The 21,257-nt window shown below is 52.6% G+C and carries 15 protein-coding genes; 4 read left to right on the plus strand and 11 right to left on the minus strand.

The window, feature by feature from the left end; all coding sequences use genetic code 11:
• The first annotated feature begins 45 nt into the window (after window positions 1–45).
• From ACFQ0N_RS17040 to ACFQ0N_RS17055, 4 genes are read left to right on the plus strand one after another with little or no spacing between them, the layout of a single operon-like run.
• Window positions 46–765: a response regulator gene (locus tag ACFQ0N_RS17040; protein WP_379328227.1), complete on the plus strand. Its 720-nt coding sequence runs from the start codon at window positions 46–48 to the stop codon at window positions 763–765.
• The gene (locus tag ACFQ0N_RS17045; protein ID WP_379328229.1) at window positions 758–1,624 is read left to right on the plus strand and encodes a class I SAM-dependent methyltransferase; all 867 of its coding nucleotides are present in this window, start codon (window positions 758–760) and stop codon (window positions 1,622–1,624) included. The genes ACFQ0N_RS17040 and ACFQ0N_RS17045 overlap by 8 nt, the downstream gene beginning before the upstream one ends.
• A 2-nt stretch (window positions 1,625–1,626) precedes the next feature.
• Window positions 1,627–2,391, plus strand: coding sequence for an RluA family pseudouridine synthase (locus ACFQ0N_RS17050; protein WP_379328231.1), 765 nt, complete (start codon window positions 1,627–1,629; stop codon window positions 2,389–2,391).
• Window positions 2,388–3,743, plus strand: a complete 1,356-nt coding sequence (locus ACFQ0N_RS17055; RefSeq protein WP_379328233.1) for a CapA family protein — start codon at window positions 2,388–2,390, stop codon at window positions 3,741–3,743. Before ACFQ0N_RS17050 ends, ACFQ0N_RS17055 begins: the two co-directional genes overlap by 4 nt.
• 64 nt (window positions 3,744–3,807) lie before the next feature.
• Here ACFQ0N_RS17055 and ACFQ0N_RS17060 read toward each other — a convergent pair whose 3' ends face one another.
• The 11 genes from ACFQ0N_RS17060 to ACFQ0N_RS17110 form a co-directional block, all read right to left on the minus strand.
• Window positions 3,808–4,215: a MarR family winged helix-turn-helix transcriptional regulator gene (locus ACFQ0N_RS17060; protein WP_379328235.1), complete on the minus strand. Its 408-nt coding sequence runs from the start codon at window positions 4,213–4,215 to the stop codon at window positions 3,808–3,810.
• Window positions 4,216–4,471: 256 nt separating this feature from the next.
• Entirely contained in the window at window positions 4,472–6,913 is a 2,442-nt protein-coding gene (gene gyrA, locus ACFQ0N_RS17065; RefSeq protein ID WP_379328237.1) for a DNA gyrase subunit A, read from the minus strand.
• A 13-nt stretch (window positions 6,914–6,926) separates the two neighbouring features.
• A complete protein-coding gene (parE, locus tag ACFQ0N_RS17070; protein WP_379328239.1) occupies window positions 6,927–8,903 on the minus strand; it encodes a DNA topoisomerase IV subunit B in 1,977 nt (658 codons plus the stop codon).
• Window positions 8,904–9,063: 160 nt separating this feature from the next.
• Window positions 9,064–10,050: an ABC transporter permease gene (locus ACFQ0N_RS17075; protein ID WP_379328241.1), complete on the minus strand. Its 987-nt coding sequence runs from the start codon at window positions 10,048–10,050 to the stop codon at window positions 9,064–9,066.
• Window positions 10,043–10,996: an ABC transporter ATP-binding protein gene (locus ACFQ0N_RS17080; RefSeq protein ID WP_379328243.1), complete on the minus strand. Its 954-nt coding sequence runs from the start codon at window positions 10,994–10,996 to the stop codon at window positions 10,043–10,045. Before ACFQ0N_RS17080 ends, ACFQ0N_RS17075 begins: the two co-directional genes overlap by 8 nt.
• A gap of 41 nt (window positions 10,997–11,037) precedes the next feature.
• Window positions 11,038–11,859, minus strand: a complete 822-nt coding sequence (locus ACFQ0N_RS17085) for a GDSL-type esterase/lipase family protein (protein WP_379328245.1) — start codon at window positions 11,857–11,859, stop codon at window positions 11,038–11,040.
• A gap of 150 nt (window positions 11,860–12,009) precedes the next feature.
• Window positions 12,010–13,161, minus strand: a complete 1,152-nt coding sequence (gene purT / locus ACFQ0N_RS17090; protein WP_379328247.1) for a formate-dependent phosphoribosylglycinamide formyltransferase — start codon at window positions 13,159–13,161, stop codon at window positions 12,010–12,012.
• A 94-nt stretch (window positions 13,162–13,255) separates the two neighbouring features.
• Window positions 13,256–15,085 carry an ABC transporter ATP-binding protein gene (locus ACFQ0N_RS17095; protein WP_379328249.1) on the minus strand — a complete coding sequence of 610 codons (1,830 nt, stop codon included), beginning with the start codon at window positions 15,083–15,085 and terminating at the stop codon, window positions 13,256–13,258.
• Entirely contained in the window at window positions 15,082–16,866 is a 1,785-nt protein-coding gene (locus ACFQ0N_RS17100; protein ID WP_379328251.1) for an ABC transporter ATP-binding protein, read from the minus strand. The genes ACFQ0N_RS17095 and ACFQ0N_RS17100 overlap by 4 nt, the downstream gene beginning before the upstream one ends.
• A 323-nt stretch (window positions 16,867–17,189) precedes the next feature.
• Window positions 17,190–20,891 (minus strand): dynamin family protein, encoded by a 3,702-nt coding sequence (locus tag ACFQ0N_RS17105; RefSeq protein ID WP_379328253.1) that lies wholly within the window; start codon window positions 20,889–20,891, stop codon window positions 17,190–17,192.
• A 93-nt stretch (window positions 20,892–20,984) separates the two neighbouring features.
• Entirely contained in the window at window positions 20,985–21,251 is a 267-nt protein-coding gene (locus ACFQ0N_RS17110; RefSeq protein WP_379328255.1) for an NAD/NADP transhydrogenase alpha subunit, read from the minus strand.
• Between the last annotated feature and the right edge of the window lie 6 nt (window positions 21,252–21,257).

Raw genomic sequence — 21,257 nt, forward strand, 5'->3', positions numbered from 1 at the left:
ATGTATAGCATCTGACAGCCCAGCTGCTGCGGGGGAGGAAATGTAATGAGCGGCACTACAATATTAGTCGTGGATGACGAGCCGGATATTACCGAGCTAATCGGGCTTTATTTGGAACGCGACGGCTTTGAGGTCCACGCTACAGATAATGGCGAAGATGCGCTGAAACTTGTTCAGCAGCTTCGCCCTGAGCTTATTTTGCTCGACATCCAGCTTAAAACGATGGACGGGATCGAAGTCTGCTCGCGTATTCGCGAGCAGTCCGACGTTCCCATTTTGTTCATCAGTTGTAAAAGCGATGATACCGATATTATACACGGTCTCGAAGTTGGCGGCGATGACTATATTACAAAACCGTTCAGTCCAAGCCAGCTCGTAGCAAGAGTCAAAGCGCATTTGCGGCGGCAAACTTCTGCAGGCAAGCGCATGGACCGCACGCCGCATGAGCTGCTGACCTTCGACGATCTCATCATTGATTTGGCCGGACGGACCGTCCATATTGGCGGACGCGAAATCGCGTTGTCAGTCAAGGAGTTTGAGCTGCTGCTATGCCTGGCTCAGTCGCCGAACCGCGCGTTTCCGCTTGACGTCTTGTACAATATTGTTTGGGGAGCGGAAAGTATGGGGGATACGCGCACCTTAATGGTGCACATTAGCAATCTGCGCAAAAAGATCGAGCCGGACCCGGCTAACCCGAGTTATATTGTGACTGTCCGCGGCGTAGGTTACAAATTTTTGTATAAGGAAGGACTTACTTATGTATAAAGCTGACCAATGGCAAGACTATGAATTAATCGACACAGGCAATGGAGAAAAGCTGGAGCGATGGGGCAGCTATGTGCTCCGCCGCCCGGACCCGCAAATTATTTGGCCGATTGCCAAGGAAAGCGGCCGCTGGACAACCGCTGACGGCCACTATCACCGGAGCTCCTCCGGAGGCGGGCAGTGGCAGTTCAGAACAAAAATGCCCGATCGTTGGACAATTGGCTTCAAGGAGCTGAAATTTCATATCCGCCCAACGAGCTTCAAGCATACCGGGCTTTTCCCGGAGCAAGCCGTCAATTGGGAATGGATGATGAACAAAATCCGGGGTGCAGGCAGGCCGATCAAAGTTTTGAATCTGTTTGCCTATACAGGCGGGGCTACAATTGCTGCCGCTGCCGCGGGAGCCGAGGTTTGTCACGTTGACGCCGCTAAAGGGATGGTGCAGTGGGCCAAAGAAAATGCCCAGCTGTCCGGTCTGGAAAACAAGCCGGTTCGTTATATTACTGATGATGTGTTTAAATTTGTTCAGCGCGAGCAGCGGCGGGGCCGGCAGTACGATGCCATCATTATGGATCCGCCCTCTTACGGACGCGGACCGAACGGTGAAATGTGGAAGCTGGAGGAGAACCTCTACCCTTTCCTTGAATCATGCACGACCATTTTATCCGATAATCCCTTATTCATCCTGATCAACTCCTATACTACCGGATTATCGCCATCTGTATTGCACAATTTGCTCCATCTTACGATCGGGCGCAAATTCGGCGGTTCCATAAACTGCGGGGAAATCGGGATACCAATTTCAGCCTCCGGTCTTTCTTTGCCTTGCGGAATGCTTGGCCGCTGGGAGGCGAACTGACGATGCTGACCGGCTATGGGGTAACAAGCGGCTCTCAGCCGCTTCCCATTTTGTATGAGGATAATCATTTGCTTGCTGTAATCAAGCCTCCAGGCATTCTGTCCCAAGCCGATCAGACAGGTGAGCCCGATATGGTCAACCTGCTCAAGGAAGACTTGAAATTTCGTTATCGCAAGCCCGGCAATGTATTCGTCGGGCTCGTCCATCGTCTGGACCGTCCTGTCGGAGGCGCGATGCTGTTCGCCAAAACCTCCAAAGCTGCCGGGCGCTTATCGGATTCCGTTCGCACCCGCAGCTTTGATAAAGTATATTTTGCTATCGTGCATGGCATGCCTGCGCCGTGCGCAGAGCCGCTGCGCCACTATTTGCGCAAGGATGCCGGGCGCAACCTTGTCACTGTGCACGATCATCCCGTTCCAGACGCCAAGGAAGCCCTGCTTTACTATGAAGTCGTCGCTTCCGCTCGTCATACATCGCTAGTTGCTGTCCGTTTGCTGACGGGAAGACCCCATCAAATTCGCGCGCAAATGTCCGCAATCGGTCATCCGCTATTATTTGACCGCAAATACGGAGCGCCAGCCGCAGAGGGGGCGCGCGATCTCGCCTTATGGTCTGCTGCCATCAGCGTGCCTCATCCGGTTACGAAGGAGCAGCTCATACTGCAAGCGCCGCTGCCCGCTGCCGAGCCTTGGCGGCAATGGCAGGATAGTCCGCATGAGGAAGCAATGTTCAGGCTGCTCGGAGCGCGCGCAAAGGAGAAACAATGAAGAGCCGTTACTGGGCACCTTTAAGTGTGCTTTTCGTTTGTCTGCTGCTTGGCGGCTGCCTCCCCTCCTTTACAGGGCAGCGGCCTGCCGGCGGGCCGAGTAAAACGCCCGCTGCCGTACCAACATCTCCTGGCGGCGTGACCGGTCAGCATAACGCGCCGGCACCCGAAGGAACAGAGCAGTATGAGCCGGAACCAGTACCAGAGCCCGAGCAGAACGAAGAGCAAGCATTGCCTGATAAAAAGGGGGAAAATAACGAGCAAGCCAAGCAAAAGCCGGCAAAAGCGGTAGTTACGAAAGCTGAGCTTATTGCTGTTGGCGATATTATGGTGCATATGCCGCAGCTTCCCGGCGCATATGACAGCAAGCACAAACGTTACCGCTTTGATCATTTTTTTAAAGAAGTTAAACCGGTTTTGGAGCAAGGGGACTGGTCAATGGCCAATCTTGAAGCGCCGATCGGCGGCAAAGCGCTTGGTTATTCCGGCTTTCCCCGCTTCAACGCGCCGTCAGAAATGGCCGAAGCTTTGAAAAAGGCCGGCTTCAACATCGTAACGAACGCCAACAATCATGCACTAGACCGCGGCTTTGCAGGTGTGGAGCGGACATTGGTTCATCTGCAAAAGCAGGGCTTGATTACAAAAGGAACCGCCCGCTCTGCCGCTGAAGCTGCAAAGCTGACGATCATTGAGCGACAAAAAATTAAAATGGGACTGCTTGCTTATACCTATGGAACGAACGGAATACCGCTCCCTAAAAACAAGCCCTACACCGTCTCCCTCATCAATGAAAACGCGATGATCAGCGATATAGCAAAGCTGCGCAAGGCGGGAGCGGACTTTATCACAATCGCACTGCACTTCGGCATTGAATACGAAACGAAACCCAATGAAGCGCAAAAACAGTTAGCCCGCAAGCTGATCGCCGCGGGAGCCGATATTGTGGCGGGTTCACACCCCCATGTCGTGCAGCCGTTCGAAATTTGCGAGGTTACTGCAGCTGACGGTACGACGAGACGCGGTGTGATTATTTATTCAATGGGCAATTTTATCTCCAACCAGCGGGGCGATCTGAAAGATTATGGTGTGATTTTCAAAGTCGCGATTGAAAAAAATCATACAGCAGGCCGAACCACAATCGGGAGCGTTACCGCCATTCCAACTTGGGTGCACCGTTACAAGCTGCATGGCCTATACCGCTATTCTATATTGCCGTTAGAGCAAAGCATCGCCAAGCGTTCAATACCGGCGTTCCCAAGCAGCGGCTATTCTACTTTGCAGCATCAATTGAACAGACTGAATAAACGGCTCCACTCCATGTCCGCGCAGCCTGTTCAACTTGCAGCACAATAATGAAGGGCTGCCTCGCAGATCGCTGAAAACAGCAGATCCGCCGGGGCAGCCCTTTCTTTCGCCGTTAATTTGCTACCTTTCCTAGCAAATAGACGAGCAATTGCTGATTATGTGAAGAGATTCGGTCAAGCGCCTCGCTTATGTAAGTATCACGTATTTCCATGCCGCGCCAGGCTTCAGCTTCACCAAGCTCCGTCAGATTGATCCATACAATGCGGCGGTCATGTTCATCACGCGTTCTAGTAACCAGCCCTCCGCGTTCCATGCGATCAAGCAGGGTTGTGATCGCCGCCGGTGTCGTCGACAAGTAAGCAAGCAGATTAGAAGGCTTCATCGGCTGGTGCTCTAATAGCAGTTCCAATACGTTAAGTTGCCCTTCCGTCAACGTCGGCGCAAGCGCCTCCTCCAGATGAACCTTCCAGTCTTTTGCAAATTTCATCCACAGTCGGGCAAATTCTGTAGATACAACCATTGTCCATCACCCGCTTTCTATCAATACTCTATTTTTATTATAACAATCGTTCATGTCGAATAAAAGATTAATGCAGTTAATATTTTGCGAGACGACTCGCGCTATCCGGACAATGCTAGACATAGACGGGGACAAATGCTGTTGGTAAAGCTCGAACTGTCGCCCCTCTCGACAAAATGGCGTGCAAAAATGGTTCATAATGGCCAGATCCTCCAGTGAATCTGTACCACTATGAACCATCTCTCTTCCCGTTCCCTTACATGCCGGAGCGAGGGAACATAATATGCAGGACATCTGCCTTATTAACGGCAGCAATCGCTTTTCCGACCGCTCTCCGATCCTCGATTGGCGCCTTCTCCGTGCTTGCCGTCAACTGCTCGCCTGACACTGTCAGCAATACGAGCTCGCGCTCTTCCTTCACATGCAGAGCCCCTACAAGCCGCTCGCCATTGGAGCGTACACGCTTGCCCTCCTTGAATTCGAAGCTTGCAACCCCCTTGCCGCCGCGTCCTTGAATCGGATAGTCCAGCAGCAGCGTCCGCTTCGCATAGCCGAGATCGGATACGACAAGCACTTCGCCCTCATCGCCGCTTACCCATTCCGCGGCAACGACCTCATCGTCATCCTTCAGCTGAATGCCGCGCACGCCGCCGGCGACCCGCCCCATCGTATTGACCTCATTCTCGGCAAAACGAATACTCATGCCTTGCTTCGTGACAAGCAGCAGTTCCTTGTCCCCTTCGCTTACCTCAACCTTGAGAATTTCATCGCCTTCATTCACTTTAGCCGCAGTTATCGCCGTCGAACGCGACGACTTGTAATCTTTCAACTCCGTCCGTTTCACTTGCCCTCGCTTCGTCACAAAAACTAGCGAACGGTTGTCCTCCTCAAAGCTGCTGACGGGAATCATGCTTACAATGGCATCGTCCTTCGGCAGCGGCACGACATTGACAATCGCCGTGCCTGTATCCTTCCATTTGAACTCCGGAATGAGATGCACCGGCAATTGATAATATTGTCCTTTGCGGGTAAAGAGCAGCAACTGATCAATTGTGCTTACTTCCAGCAAGGTGCGGATAACATCGCCTTCCTTGACGCCGGCATTGTTCAGTTCGCCGCCGGAGCGGGTGAACGACAGCATCGAGGTGCGCTTAATATATCCTTCATGGCTGAGTGTAAGGAGCACATCCTCGGCCGGAACCATCACTTCCAGATTCACCTTCAGCTCCTCGACCTCACCTTGGATATCAGAGCGGCGGTCAATTCCGTATTTGTTGCGTACTTCAAGCAGCTCGTCCTTAATGACCCCGATCAGCTTTTTCTCGCTGTTCAGAATGGAACGATAGAGCGCAATTTTTTTCTGTACGTCTTTTAGTTCCTTTTCGATCGAAGTAATTTCCAGATTCGTCAGCCGATATAGCTGCAGCGTCAAAATCGCATCCGCCTGCCGCTCGGTAAAGCTGAACAGCCGGATCAAGTTGTTTTGCGCATCCTGACGGTTTTTTGAGGCCTTTATCGCTGCAATTACTTCATCAAGCAGGTTGAGCGCCTTGGCTAGGCCTTCAAGGACGTGAGCGCGATCCTCGGCCTTCTCAAGCTCATATTGCGTCCGGTGGGTGACCACTTCTTTTTGGTGGTCAACATAGGCGGACAGCATTGCTTTCAATCCAAGCTGCACCGGTGTTTTATTAACGATCGCTACCATGTTGAAATTATAAGTCACTTGCAAATCGGTTTTTTTCAGCAGGAAAGCAAGAATTCCTTGCGCGTCTGCATCCTTCTTCAGCTCGATAACGATACGCAGACCAGCCCGGCCGCTCTCGTCGCGAACCTCGGCGATCCCTTCAACTTTCTTCTCCAGCCTTATATTTTCCATAGCTGTAACAAGCCGCGATTTGACAACCTGATACGGAATTTCCGTAATCACGATTTGCTGCTTGCCGCCTTTCAAATCTTCAATCGCCGTCTTGGAGCGCAAATATATTCGCCCCCTGCCGGACGTATAAGCGTCGCGAATGCCATCCTCGCCCATAATGAGGCCGCCGGTAGGGAAATCCGGCCCCTTCACTATTGCCATCAATTCATCCAGCCCGGTATCCGGCTTCGTCATTAGCGCAATGCAGGCATCGATTACCTCGCGCAAGTTATGAGGGGGAATCTCGGTAGCAAAGCCGGAAGAAATCCCGCTGACGCCGTTCACGAGCAAATTCGGATAGCGCGCCGGCAAGACGACCGGCTCTTTTGTCGTATTGTCAAAATTATCCTTGAACATCACGGTGCGCTTCTCAATGTCCCGCAGCAGCTCCATGGCAATCGGCGAAAGCCTGGCTTCGGTATAACGCATAGCCGCAGCCGGATCGTCGTCCTGCGAGCCCCAGTTGCCATGGCCATCGATCAGAACATGTCCCATCTTCCATGGCTGCGCCATCCGCACCATACCTTCATAAATCGACGAATCGCCATGCGGATGGTAATTGCCCATGACATCGCCGACTGTTTTCGCCGACTTGCGATAGGGCTTATCAGGCGTGTTGCCCGCATCGTACATTGCATACAAAATACGACGCTGCACCGGCTTTAGTCCGTCGCGAACGTCAGGAATGGCGCGGTCCTGAATAATATATTTGGAATAGCGTCCAAAGCGGTCGCCTACGACCTCTTCCAGAAACGCTGGCAAAAACTGTTCCAGGATTGTCATGCTTTTTTCGCTCCTATTCCTCGTATTCCGTAAAATCTACATTTTCTACAATCCATCGTTTACGCGGGTCCACTTTATCTCCCATCAGCGTCGATACCCGCTTCTCCGCTTTGGCCGCATCTTCGATTTGCACTTGCAGCAGGGTGCGCGATTCCGGATTCATCGTCGTTTCCCATAATTGGTCCGGATTCATCTCGCCAAGCCCTTTATAGCGCTGCAGCTCGAATTGCTTGCCGAATTCCTTCAAATAATTTTGCAGCTGCTCATCCGTCCAGGCGTAACGTATCGTCTCCAGCTTGCCGGATTTTCGCGATATTTTGTAGAGCGGCGGCTGGGCAATATAGACACGTCCGGTATCGATCAGCGGTTTCATGTACCGATAGAAGAAAGTAAGCAGCAGCACTTGAATATGCGCGCCGTCTGTATCCGCGTCGGTCATAATGATGATTTTATTATAGTTGCACGATTCCGCATCAAATTCAGGGCCGATCCCCGCCCCGATGGCCGCGATAATCGCTTTATATTCATCATTTTTCAAAATATCGATCAGCTTGGCCTTTTCCGGATTCATCGGCTTGCCTTTAAGCGGCAGGATCGCTTGGTATTTGGAATCCCGCCCTTGCTTGGCGGAACCGCCGGCCGAATCGCCTTCGACAATGAACAGCTCATTGCGGGTAAAATCTTTCGATTGCGCCGGCGTCAGCTTGCCGCCCAGATTCGAGCTTTCACTCTTTTTGCGGCCGCTGCGAATTTCTTCCCGCGCTTTGCGCGCCGCTTCTCTGGCCTTGGAGGCTTGCACCGCTTTTTTCAGCAGCATTTGGGCCACTTGCGGATTTTCCTCCAAAAAGACTTGCATTTTTTCCGTTACAATCGCATCTACCGCACTTCTTGCCGTCGCGCTTCCGAGCTGATCCTTCGTCTGGCCGACAAATTCCACGTCGCCCATTTTGACGTTAATGACCGCCATCATGCCTTCGCGCAGGTCGTTGCCGTCCAGGTTTTTGTCCTTTTCCTTGAGCATCGCAGCTTTGCGGGCATAATCGTTCATGACGCGCGTATAGGCCGTTTTAAAGCCGGTCTCGTGCGTACCGCCGCCGCGCGTAGGAATCGAGTTGACAAAGGAGGCGATCGTCTCTGTATAGCCATCATTATATTGCAGTGCAACCTCTACCTCGATATCCTCGCGTTCTCCTTGAAAGTGAACGACATCATGGAGCACCGTTTTGTCTTCGTTTAGAAACTGCACAAACTGCTTCGCTCCGCCTTCATAATGGAACACGTCCTGCTTGCCTGCCCGCTCGTCTTTTACCGTCACCTTCAGCCCGGAATTGAGAAAAGCGATCTCCTGCAGCCTTTCGGCAAGCGTCTCGTAGCTTAACGAAATATTGCCATGAAAGACGCGCTTATCCGGCTTGAACGTAACCTTCGTTCCGGTCCGGTTCGTATTGCCGATGACCTCCAGCCCCGTCACCGGCTCGCCAACATGCTCTTTACCCTGCTCGTCGACCCAATATTCAAACCGCTGCTTATGTATTTTTCCGTCGCGGGATATTTCGACCTCCAGCCACTCGGACAGCGCATTCGTAACCGAAGCACCGACGCCGTGAAGACCGCCGGATTTTTTGTAGCCGCCGCCGCCGAATTTTCCGCCCGCATGCAATATAGTAAAGACGACCTGCGGTGTCGGAATGCCTGTCTTATGCATCCCTGTCGGGATTCCTCGTCCATTGTCACGAACCGTTACCGACCCGTCGCTATGAATCGTTACATCAATGGCAGAACAATATTTTGCCAAATGCTCATCGACGGCGTTGTCGACGATCTCCCAGACGAGATGATGCAGTCCCGAGCTGCTCGTACTGCCAATATACATCCCGGGTCGTTTACGTACAGCGGTCAAACCCTCCAACACCTGTATGTCGCCTTCATCGTAATTGCGATTGTTTGTCGAAGAAGCGCCACCCGCAAACAGATCCAACTGCTCAGTCATACACGTCCTCCTAAAATTGATTGTAACTGTACCTTGACCATGCACGGCCTGGCCTGGCATGGCCTGGCCGGCATAACGTCAAAGCTGACAGCCATTTGTCCATTATACACGATGAACACATGTTCGGCGCAAGTTCTTTTGCACGCCGCTTCAAGCTATTTTAATTCAAGATGTCCTGTTTCGTAAAGACAGTGAACGAAACGATTAGCGCGGCAGCCGCCCAAACCGTCAGCGTCGCCAATGAAAAGCCGAGTGTCATCCCTTCGATCGGCGGCGGCGATCCGGCCAAATATCCTGTCATATTAATATTGACGGAAAATAAATATTTAGCACTTTGCCAAGAGGATGACATGTTGGCCAGTATAGTGCCGGCGATGACCGCCGCCATCATCGTCACGATGCTTGCGGAGGTGCTGCGGATGAGCACAGACACCATCAGCGCAATCGCCGCGACTACCATCTGGGCAAACCAGATCAGCCCTGCCTGCATCAAAATATAGAGCCACTGCGGAACTGCATGGACATAAGTGCTGTCCACATTAGATCCGCTTATTGAAAATCCGGTAAAGATCGGCATCTGCCATCCCCCATATCCAAAGATGGCGCCTGCAATAAGATAGCATAGAATGCCGCTCGCGACAATGATTAAGGATACATAAAATGTGAGTGCGATCCATTTACTTAATAAAATCTTCCATCTGCGCACCGGTCTGGTAAGCAGCATTTTGATCGTGCCTGTGGTGCGCTCGCCGGAAATCAAGTCGGAAGCGATCGCCAGTACGAGCAGCGGATAGAACAGCGTCACCGAATTGGCCATAAAGCCGCGCGTAAACGTTACACCGTCCGGCGTAGTCGGATTTACATCATGATCCAAATAATACTGCAGCTGCTGTACGGCAATTCTTCTGAATCGCTTCCACTCCTCCGGGACGCGGTCACTGGAAAGCGCATTCTGATAATCGTTAATTTGCTGCAAGGTTTGATTGCGCCAGTCGCTAAATTTCTCCCGGTTATTTTCAGCTACTTTCATTTGAGCGTATGTAAAAATCGGGATCAGCACCAACAGCACTAAAATGACGACATAAAACCGCTTTTTTCTCCAAATTTTCAACGTCTCGTTCTGAATGAGCGGCAGCAATCTATTCAATGCTTTCTCCCTCCGTCATGTTCAGAAATAATTGCTCCAGCGTCGGCGAAATATGCTGAACACTTCTTACCCCAATACTGGCCTGAACAGCCATCTTCACTACTTCTGGGATGCGCTGCTCGGGCATCACAGTGACGACCGGCTGCTCCATTGCCGCCAGCAGGCTCTCTTCAATTCTGTGTTCCCCATCTACAACAAATCGAATCTCTTTATCACTACTGAGCAGCTCGCGTCCCGCCTCCGGCTGATCGAATTGCCAGACTACATAATCCCCTGCCTGAGCGACAAGCTCCTCTACTGTACCGACTGCAAGCACTGTGCCACGGCTGATGATCGCTACCCGGTCGCACATTAATTGAATTTCACTAAGCAAGTGGCTGGAAATAAATACGCTCATCCCCTGATCGGCCAGCATGCGCACAAATTCGCGCAGCTCCTTGATCCCTTTCGGATCAAGGCCGTTGGTCGGCTCGTCCAAAATAAGCAGCCTTGGACGACCCAACAGCGCCTGCGCGATGCCAAGCCGCTGCCGCATGCCAAGCGAGTAAGTCTTCACCTTGTCATGGATCCGCTGATCAAGACCGACAATCTCCACCACTTCTTTAATCCGCGCCGTATCGATCCCTTCCTGCATCCGGGCAAATTGCTCAAGGTTTTCCCAGCCGGTCATATAGGTGTAGACCTCAGGGTTTTCTACGATACAGCCGATATGCCGCAAAGCTTGCTCCGGTTCCCGGTCAATGTTAAAGCCGCATACCTCAATCGTCCCGGCCGTCGGTTTGATGAGATCCACAAGCATCCGGATCGTCGTCGTCTTGCCAGAGCCGTTCGGCCCAAGAAAACCGAATATTTCACCCGCGTACACATCAAAAGAAACATCATGAATAATTGGCTTGCGGCGAATTTTCTTCTGCACGCCCTTGACATGCAATACAACATCCTTCATAACAACGTCCAGCCTCCCACATGCAAAATTCCTTGTCGCCTTCAATGAAGCGCTTGAACAATCCTTGCCGCAATTTGCGCATAGCCTTCATGATTCGGGTGAAAATGATCGGAAGACAAATAGTCGCTAATGGTCGCTTCGAATAAATCGAAGGTCGGCACCATCATCATATTCGGGTAGCGATGCACCATCGCGTAAGCTTGCTCATTCCATTGTTGAATAGTCAAGCTCCCTTCACGCAGCTCTTGCAAATCGTAAAACGGATTGTACAAGCCGACATAGACGATCTTTGCATCCGGATTAATTTCGGCCAGTTCCTGGGTTACCGTCTCAAATCGCTTGAGCCCGTCGGCCAGCCGCTCCTTCAGCTGCGCTAAATCAACCACTCCTGCAGCACTGCTGGCATTCGTCCCTGCAGCAAGCTGAAAGAGATCATTGCCGCCAATCGTAAACAAAATCAAATCGGACTGGGACAACGCATAATGGTACCCTTTGTCCCCCTTCAGCAGTTCGGCCAGCCGATCGGCGCGCATGCCGTTAATCGCCAGATTGTTCGTCAGCTGCACCTTCTTATCCAGCTTATCCGACAGCATCGCGATCACTTGTTTAACATAGCCTTCGCCGGTCGCATCGCCGGTTCCCTTCGTCAAGGAATCGCCGATAGCGGTTACGCGAATCGTATCGCTTGTTGCGAGCCGTCCCTGCTCCTCTGTCGTCGTGCTGCTCAAATCTCCGCTATAGCTGCTCGCTTGCGGCCATAGCATATCTTTGACCGCATAAGCAAAACCGGTCAGCATCAACAGTGTTGACAATACTGCCGCAATACTAACTCCCCTCCATAGCTTTGTCGATGTTTGCTTCATCCTGCCCCTTCTCCTCCTTTATCTAAACCCCCATGGCATCTTACCAATAAAATAATCGTTTCACAGGCAATTTGCAAATCAAGCGCGCTGAAAGTTCACTAATTGCAAAAGGCTGCCCGGAAGATTCCCTCCGGACAGCCCCATCATTTCCTAATATTTAATTGACAAGCATGCCGCCGCCTGGCGCGCCATCTCGCGCGCCTCCTCCGCGGACCCAGCAGTACTAAGCGCAACGGCCATCCTGCGTCCCGGCTTCGTAACCGGCTTGCCGAATATGCGCACCTGTGTGTACGGTATGGCCAGTGCTTCCTCTACCCCGCATATTTCAAATTGCTCCGACTCGCGATCCGCCTTCAAGGTGTGGGACGCTCCCGGCGCAAGCAGCCTGACCGCCGGAATCGGGAAGCCGAGGATCGCGCGGACATGCAGCGCAAATTCCGACAAATCCTGCGTAACCATCGTTACCATCCCCGTATCGTGCGGCCGTGGCGATACTTCGCTGAACAGTACGCCTGATGAAGTCAAAAACAGCTCTACCCCATAAATGCCGTAGCCGCCCAGTGCGTCTGTAATCGTCTTGGCAATCGCCTCCGCCTCGGAAATTTGCCGTTCCGACATTTGATGCGGCTGCCAGGACTCGATATAATCCCCGTCCTTCTGCACATGTCCAATAGGTGCGCAATAAGTCGTTCCGGAGACCGAGCGAACCGTCAGCAGCGTAATTTCCGATTCGAACTGGATAAACCCTTCCACGATAATTCGCTGTTTTTTCGCTCTGCCGCCTTCCATTGCATAATGCCAGCACGCCTCAATCTCGCTCTCTGTGCGGCATACGCTTTGTCCTTTGCCTGACGAGCTCATAATCGGCTTAATCACACAAGGCAGGCCAAGCTCGTCGACTGCCGCGCGCAGCTCGTCCAGCGAATCGGCAAAACGATACAGCGCAGTCGGCAGGCCAAGCGTCTCAGCAGCGAGACGGCGGATGCCTTCGCGATCCATTGTCAATCTCGCGGCACGGGCGGTCGGGATGATGCGGAACCCTTCACGCTCCAGCTCCACTAATGTATCCGTAGCAATCGCTTCAATTTCCGGAACGATCAAATCCGGCTGCTCCGCCAAAATAATCTGGCGCAGCGCAGCGCCGTCCAGCATATCAATAACATGGGCGCGATGCGCAACCTGCATCGCGGGCGCATGGGCGTAGCGGTCGACAGCAATCGTCTCTACCCCCAGCCGCTGTGCTTCGATAATGACTTCTTTGCCCAGCTCGCCCGAGCCGAGCAGCATTAATTTACGCAGCATAACAAGAAGAACCTCCAAGGAATGTTTTTCTTCCATTGTGGAGGTTCTTCCGCCAAATTGCAATCTAATTTTGTCAGGCGGTGCCGAGTCTGTCTTATGCGGACAGGAAGCGGTACTGCGCTTCAATAAGCCCGTTATAAGTGCCGCCGTAACGAATAAGCTCCTCATGCGTGCCTTGCTCGACAATTCGGCCATGGTCGAGCACGATAATGCGATCGGCATTGCGGATCGTCGACAGCCGGTGCGCTACGATGAAGGAAGTCCGGCCTGCAAGCAGCCTCTTGAGCGCTTCCTGGATTCTCAACTCCGTCTCGGTATCGATGCTTGCCGTCGCTTCGTCCAAAATAAGCACCTTCGGATCGGCGAGCAATGCCCGAGCGAAGGAAAGCAGCTGCCGCTGTCCCATCGACAAAATGTTGCCCCGCTCCTCAACCTGGGTGTCATAGCCATCCGGCAAATTCATAATAAAATCATGGGCATCGACGGCCTGAGCCGCCTTCACAACCTCATCATCCGTAGCGTCCAGACGGCCGAAGCGGATATTGTCCCGGATCGTTCCCGAGAAAATAAAGGTATCCTGCAAAACAACGCTGACTTGCGAGCGGAGGCTTTCCAGCGTGACGGTGCGAATATCAATGCCGTCCACCTTCACCGCTCCCTCTACCGGATCGTAAAACCGGCTGAGCAGGTTCATAATTGTACTTTTGCCCGAACCGGTATGGCCGACAAGCGCAATCGTCTGCCCTGCTTCAGCGTGCAAGGATATGCCCTTCAGCGCCTGGCGCCCCTTCTCGTATTCAAACACAATATTTTCAAAAGAGACATCGCCTTTAATCGGCGGCAGCACAATTGCTTCCTCCAGCTCGCCAACGGTCGGCTTTTCATCGATAAACTCAAAGATTCTCTCCGAGGACGCCATCGCAATCAACAATTGCGCGTACATCTGTCCCAAGCGGTTGATCGGGTCCCAGAAGTTGCCGACATAGTTGGCAAAGCCGACGAGTACTCCGACTGTAATAGCACTAGTCTGAATCAAATACGATCCATACCAGAACAAAATCAGTGTGCCGACTGCCGATGTTACTTCAATGATTGGACCGAAGGCCTGGTTTAGCGCAGATGCTCTATGCCAAGCTTTGACGTTAATGTTGTTCACATGATTAAAAAAGCTGAAATTCGCTTTTTCCTGTGTATAAGCTTGCGTTACGCGCATCCCTTGAATACATTCGTTCAAGTGCGCATTGATGCGGGATTGCTTCATCCGCACATCCTGCCAGGCGGAGCGGATCCGCTTGCGCAGCGCGGTCGAAACGACGAACATAAGCGGAACTGTAATCATAATCGCCAAACCGAGCTTGAAATTCCATACGAGCAAAATGATGACAATGCCGACCAATTGCACGCAATCCATCAGCAGGTTGACAACGCCATTCGTAAACAGATCCTGCAAGGCATTAACGTCGTTGGTAACCCGCACAAGCACCGATCCGGCCGGGCGCTTGTCAAAAAAACGGAAGGAAAGCTTCTGGATATGATTGAACAAATCTTTGCGCAAATCATAGATGACGCGCTGCCCGATAATATTTGTATACTTGATTCGGACCGTATTCGCGATCCATTGAATAATATAAAGCACGATCATCAGCCCGGCATACAGATACAGCTTGGTCAGGCTCGGGTCGACGCCTTTGGGCGGCGATATCGCCTGATCGATGGCCAGTATGATGAGTGCGGGGATCGCCAGCCGCGTAGCGGTCCCCACCACCATCATAAGCATAATCGGCAAAAGCTGCTTGTAATATGGCTTCATATAGTTGAACAAGCGGCCGATTTGCGCCCAGTTAAACGGTTTCTCAATAACCTCGTCGTCCTTGTAAATAAATCGTTCGCGATTGTCGGTGCGAACCGATTGCTGCTCACTCACTGTGCGACCCTTCTTTCCGCTCCGGTCCTGTCAGCAGCTGCTGCTACAGCCGGTCTGTCAGCGTATTGAATATTGTAGGTGTCCTGATACGGGCCTGGTACGTTAATTAGCACATCATGCTTGCCGCGCTGAACGACATGCCCTTTATCCAGCACTAAAATTTCATCCGCATGGCGCAAGGAGGAAATCCGGTGCGCAATGATGAACGTCGTCCGGCCTGCCATCACTTCCTTGAAGCCAGCCTGAATCTCATGCTCAGTCTCCATATCGACTGCGCTTGTAGCGTCATCCAGTATAAGAATACGCGGATTGATGATCAATGCCCGAGCGATCGCGATCCGCTGCTTTTGTCCGCCTGACAGCCCCATTCCCCGCTCGCCGACGACAGTCGCGTAGCCTTCAGGCATTTCCATAATAAAATCATGCGCCTTGGCGAGCTTTGCTGCGTGAATGATCTCTTCCATCGTTACATCTTTTTTGCCATAGGCAATGTTGTCGCGAATCGAACATGAGAACAGGAATGTTTCCTGAAAGACGGTAGCGATATGCGAACGCAGGCTTTCCAGCTTTATATCGCGAATATCGATGCCGTCGATTGAGATCGTGCCTTGCTGGACGTTGTAGGCGCGCATCAACAGTTGAATGACGGTTGATTTGCCCGAGCCAGTGCCCCCCAACAAGCCGATCACCGTTCCCGGAGGCGCATCCAGCGTCAAATCGGCGATAGCCGGCGACTTGTCGGCATAGTTAAAGGTAACTTTGTCAAAGCGCACATGGCCTTTCATATTGTTCTCATCCAGTTCGATTGCATCCGGCTTATCCTTGATGTGAATGTATTCATTAAGCAGTTCGGTCAAGCGTTCTCCCGACGCCTTTGATTGTGTATAGTTGTTGATATGGAAGCCGATTCCCCACATCGGTCCGATAATGTACCATATCATACTGAAGAAGGCTACCAGTTCGCCAAGTGTCAGCGATTTGTTAATGACGAGCGTGCCGCCGACAACGAGCAGAATAACGACACTGATGCTGGCCAGCAGTTCCATAACCGGGAAAAACTTGGCCCACAGGCCAGAAGCATGAATTTGATTCCGCTTGTACGCTTCGCTGCGAAGCGAAAACTTATCCATCTCGTAGGGCTCTCTCGCGAAAGATTTAACTGTACGCACGCCTGTAATATTTTCTTGGACGGATGTCGTCAGGTTGCTCATCGCCTGCCGCATTTCGCGGAAGGCCGGATGGATCAGCTTCTCGAAGCGCAGCGCTGTAATGACAAGGAGCGGCATTGCCACCAATGTAATTAAAGTCAGCTGCCAATGAATCGAGAACATCATTGCTGCACCGAACACAACCATCAGTATCATGTTCAAAATTTGGGCAAATCCAAAACCGATAAAGTTCCGAACCGCTTCCAAATCCGCCGTCAGGCGCGACATCAGGTCGCCTGTGCGCGCAGTATCGTAATACTGAAATGACAGCGTCTGCAGCTTCTCATAGCAAGCATTGCGCAGACGGAAGGCTACGCGGTTGCCGAGCTGGCCGCCAAAGAAGCCATGCAGAAATTGCATCGTGCCTTTCAACAAAACAACGCCAACGACGGTCAATGACAAAACAGGCACCAGATCGAAATTAAGCGGCAAAATGACTTTGTCGATCAGGTAGCGGAGCAAGTTAGGATACACAAGCCCCAGTGCGGTCGCGCATATTAAAAATAAGATCGATGCGACCAATCTTTTGCGTTCAGGCCAATAATACGGCTTCAATTGCCTAAAGACTTCCAAAGGTTCCCTCTCCCCAGTCGTGCCATATTGTGAACATGAATGAATATTAACAGCATCACTACACTTCGGCAAACAACGAACAATCGCGAATAGATGGCAATTAACGCTTACTTTCCCATCTTGACGAAAGGATGCGGGTTATTCTTCGTAATAGTCGAAATCGATGCCAAAAGATACGTTTTCCTCGGTTTTTGCACTTTTGACAATTAATTTTGCACGATATTTTTTCACTATTTTTTTGCTTATACGAAACATATTCCCCATACAAAAAAGGTGCCCTCAGGCTGCAAAATTCACCCCTGAAGACACCTTTCTTTTTACTTCTAAATTTCCGCCAACGCTGCACTTAACCGCTGCAGCTCAACCACATCAGCATCGCCGCTGAGCGATCGCACGCGCCCCTCTACAAAAACGGCAATATCGCTGCGCAATTGCGCACTGCTTTCGTCAACGGTCGCCTGCCATAATTGCGCATAACGCTGCTGCCACTGCTGCTCGGCATTCGCCAGCCAGCGCTGCAGCGGTTCCAGCAGCTCGGCTTCCAGCGCGCTGCGCAGCGCCGCCTTTCCTTCGCCTTCAAAGAAATGGCGCGGCGATTTGAAGCGGCTCCACAGCCATTTGGCATCAATGCGCTCCGCCTGCCATGCCGCAAAGCTTTCAGGTGCTTCCAGCCCCGAACGGCTGAATGGCGCCGCAGTAAAGCCCGGTAAGAGCTCAGCGACTTCTTGCAGCTGTTCGGCATATTTTTGAGCCGCCAGCTTGAGCAGCGCATTGTCCAGACGCAGTGAGGTGGCTTCCAGCTCCTGCGAGAGCTCGATCTGCAGCAGACGCTGCAATTCCAGCCATGCCGTCCACAACGCTTTACGCATATCGCGCCCGTCATCCTGCAATACAGACGGATTAAAAGCAAAATTGTAATGATCGCCAAACCGGTACTGCACCCGCTGAAGAACGTAGTGCAGCAGCTCCTTCAGCTCTTGCTCCAGCTGAGCATTGGCGCTTGCGGAGGTCATCTTGTCGAGCAGCTTGCTTGCATCATCCGCATACTTCAACAGGCGCTCCCGCTCCGCTTCGCGCGTGGCCGCATCGCCGGAGGCGGCGGCCAGCCAGCCGCTAATTGTCCCCCGTACCCGCTCCAGCTCCTGCTGAGCGGCTGAAACAGCCATTTGCCCCAAATCGCCCTGCGTAAAGGACATAAACGCCGACTCAAAGCCGTCAATGCCTGAACGCTCCCGCAGCGTTTGGTCCCCTGCAAGTTTGCCTTCTAAAGCTGCTAAACTGGAAACCGGGAACATCCGCGGAAAACGAATGCCGTGCTGCTGCAAATTGCGCTCCACGTGCGCAAGCACTCCCTGCAGCTCTTCCTCGTCTTCTGCCAAATCTGCCGCATTTACGATGAAGAACATTTTATCCAACTCAAATTGATCCTTCACGCGGCCAAGCTGCAGCAGAAACTGACGATCCGCCTGCGAAAAGGCATGGTTGTAATAGGTGACAAATAAAATGGCATCCGCATTTTTAATGTAATTGAACGCCACACCGGTATGGCGGGCATTGACCGAATCCGCTCCCGGCGTATCCACCAGAACGATTCCCTGGTCAGTCAGCGCATTTTTATGATGCAGCTCTATTTCACTGACAAAGCAAGAGCGCGACTCCTCTGCGACAAACCGGCGATACTCTTCCCCGTCAGTCGTCAGGCGCTGCCCCAGCTGAGCATGATGATCAGCCCAGCCTTGCGCGGCGGCCTTCAAAAAGCTGTAGTGCGGCCGCCCTCCTGCGTGAATGCCGTCCGGCGAGAGCTTGCCGATCGCCTGCAGCAGCTGCTGCTCATTCAGGCTATCCGCCTCTTCGCCTAACAGTTTCAGTGAATATTTCAGGTCGTCGATCATCGTTTCACGCGACTTCATAACGACTACTGCCGAATGATGCGGATGCTCCTCTGTCGGCGGCACGATGCGATTGACCGCTGCCGTTGTCGGATTCGGCGAAACTGGCAGCACGCCCTCCCCGAGCAGTGCATTGGCAAGCGACGATTTGCCGGCGCTAAAAGCGCCAAACAAGGCGATCGTAAAACGGCTGGCCTGCAAGCGCTCTGCCTTCTCCCGCATCGCTTGCACCGTCAGATCCAGCGCTTCATAGCCGGACAATAACGACGCAGCCCTCTGTAGGCGGGCTGCCGCCTCCCGCTGGGGCGCCAGCGCGTCTCCCTTCGCAAATGCATCCCGCTGTCCCGATGGCGGCGTATGACGCTGTGTTCCTTCCGCAACTGCAAGCGTAATCGGAACCGCTGCCGCCTGACCGTCTTGTATAGAAACTTCTGATGCTTGAGTTACTTGAGTTGCTTGAGTTGTTTCAGCTGCGCTGGAAGACTCCTTCTTCGGCGATACCGGCTTCGGCAGCTCAGGCCGCGGCACAGATGGCGGCATTAGCAGCTCAAACTGCGCTTTGTAAGCGATCATACGCTGATCGAGTGCAGCCAGCCGCTCTGAAGCCCCAGCCTGCGCACGGAGCGCGTTAAGCTCAGCTTGGGCAGGGGCGGCGGCAGTCTGTGCGGCTGCTGCGGCACGCTGCGCAAGCTGCTCGATCCAGCTTAAGGAACGCTTGCGGTACAGTTCCTTCAAGTCTGCAGACAGCTCCCGGCAATAATTCATTGTATATTCATTGCCGAACACGGCGCCTGCCTTTACATGGCTGAGAAACCAGTCGTCTTGGGCTTCCCAATGAATAGTCGCTTTGAGCTCCGCTTCCAGCGAGTCGTCTTTCCAGCCGACTGCAGCCGCCGCCTTGCGCAGCAAATCATTGAGGTGCCACTCGATCCCGGCAGCGGCCTGGGCTGCAAAATCATCGCCAAACAGCGCCAAACGCCGCTCCTGCTCGGCTAAAGTTTTAGCTCCGGCAAAAAACAGTCCCGCTTTAAAGCCCGGCTTGCGGCTCTCAAGAAAAGAGTGCGCCAGTTCCCGTGTCGTGGCCGGGATAATGTTCGCATTATCGAGCAGCTTGCGCGTCTCCCGCAGCAGCTCCTCCTGCAGCTGCTCGCCTTGCGATGAATAGGAGGCCAGCTGCGCTTCTAAATCAGCAATAGCAGTGCGCAGCCGCTGCAGCTCCTCTTCGCCGCCTGCTGCTGCGATGAGCTGCTCCCGTTCGTCCGCCGCCTGCTCCTCCTGCCATTTCAAATGCCGTTCGACCAAAAAACGGGCCGAATCATATACACTGCATATCGAGAGCGGCTTGCGGCGAACGGCCAGCTCCGTCAGCAGGCGCTCCAGCTTTCCCCATTCCGAGCCTGGGTGATGAGGTTGACGAAGAGATAAATAAATGATGCCTGCCGGCTCAAGATGCCAATTGGCGAAGCCTTCTTCCACGCTGGCGCGATATTGCTCAAGCGAAAGCTCGCCTTCGCGGTGCTTGTCGATTTGATTGACAATCAAATAGAGCGGTTTTCCCCAGTCCTTCAGCTGCTTGGCGAATGTGAAGTTGATTTCAGACTGGACATGGTTATAGTCCATAACATAGAAAACGACATCCGCCATATGAAGCGCAGACTCCGTTGCCGCGCGGTGGGCATCGTCAGTCGAATCAATGCCTGGCGTATCCAGCAGTACCGTATGGTTGCCGAGCCGCGGAATCGGATAAGTAATCGTAACAAAGCGAACAGATTCCCCATCCGCACAATATTCATCCAGACGATCAAGCGGAACTTCCTGCGACTCCATCTTTCCCGATTTTTGCCGGGCAATGACCGCCCGCGGCTCGCCATTTGCGATTGAGACAACATTGGCACTGGTCGGAATTGGGCTGGAAGGCAGCAGCTTCTCCCCGCACAGCCGATTGACCAATGTCGATTTTCCTGCTGAGAAATGTCCGCAAAAAGCAACCGTCAGCCGTCCTGCGGCCAGCTTCTCCCGCAGCTCGCCGAGTCGTCCTGCATTGTCTCCGTCGCCGGCCTGCTTCATTTGAGCAGCAAGCTTCTCCAGCGCGCCGTCAAGCGGGTGAACCAAGGTTTCCACTACAGACTTGCTCATTTCTACTCTCCCCATCTCTTCCCATTCATCGTACTGGCAGACAATGCGAATGAAGGCTGAACATAAACGTTCAGCCTGCACATTTTGTCCTATTTATGCCGTCTCTACTGACGGCAGGCAAATTTCAAATACTTCGCCATGCTGCAAAATCGTTACGTTGCGCTCTTTTTCACGCATGACTACAACCTCAGGCTTCAGACGCATGCGCTCGATATATTGTTCAGGCACGTCGCCTGCATCGCTTACCGTAACGCCCTCTACAACCTTTTCTTCATTATCGCTAGGCGGCGCTTCCATAACCTGCTCGTAAATATCCGAGAATAAACCAAAGTCCTTCGTGTAAACAGAAATACATCTCATCGATCG

Origin of the sequence: Paenibacillus sp. GCM10027626 (genome assembly GCF_042676285.1) — a bacterium.
Taxonomy (GTDB): domain Bacteria; phylum Bacillota; class Bacilli; order Paenibacillales; family Paenibacillaceae; genus Paenibacillus_Z.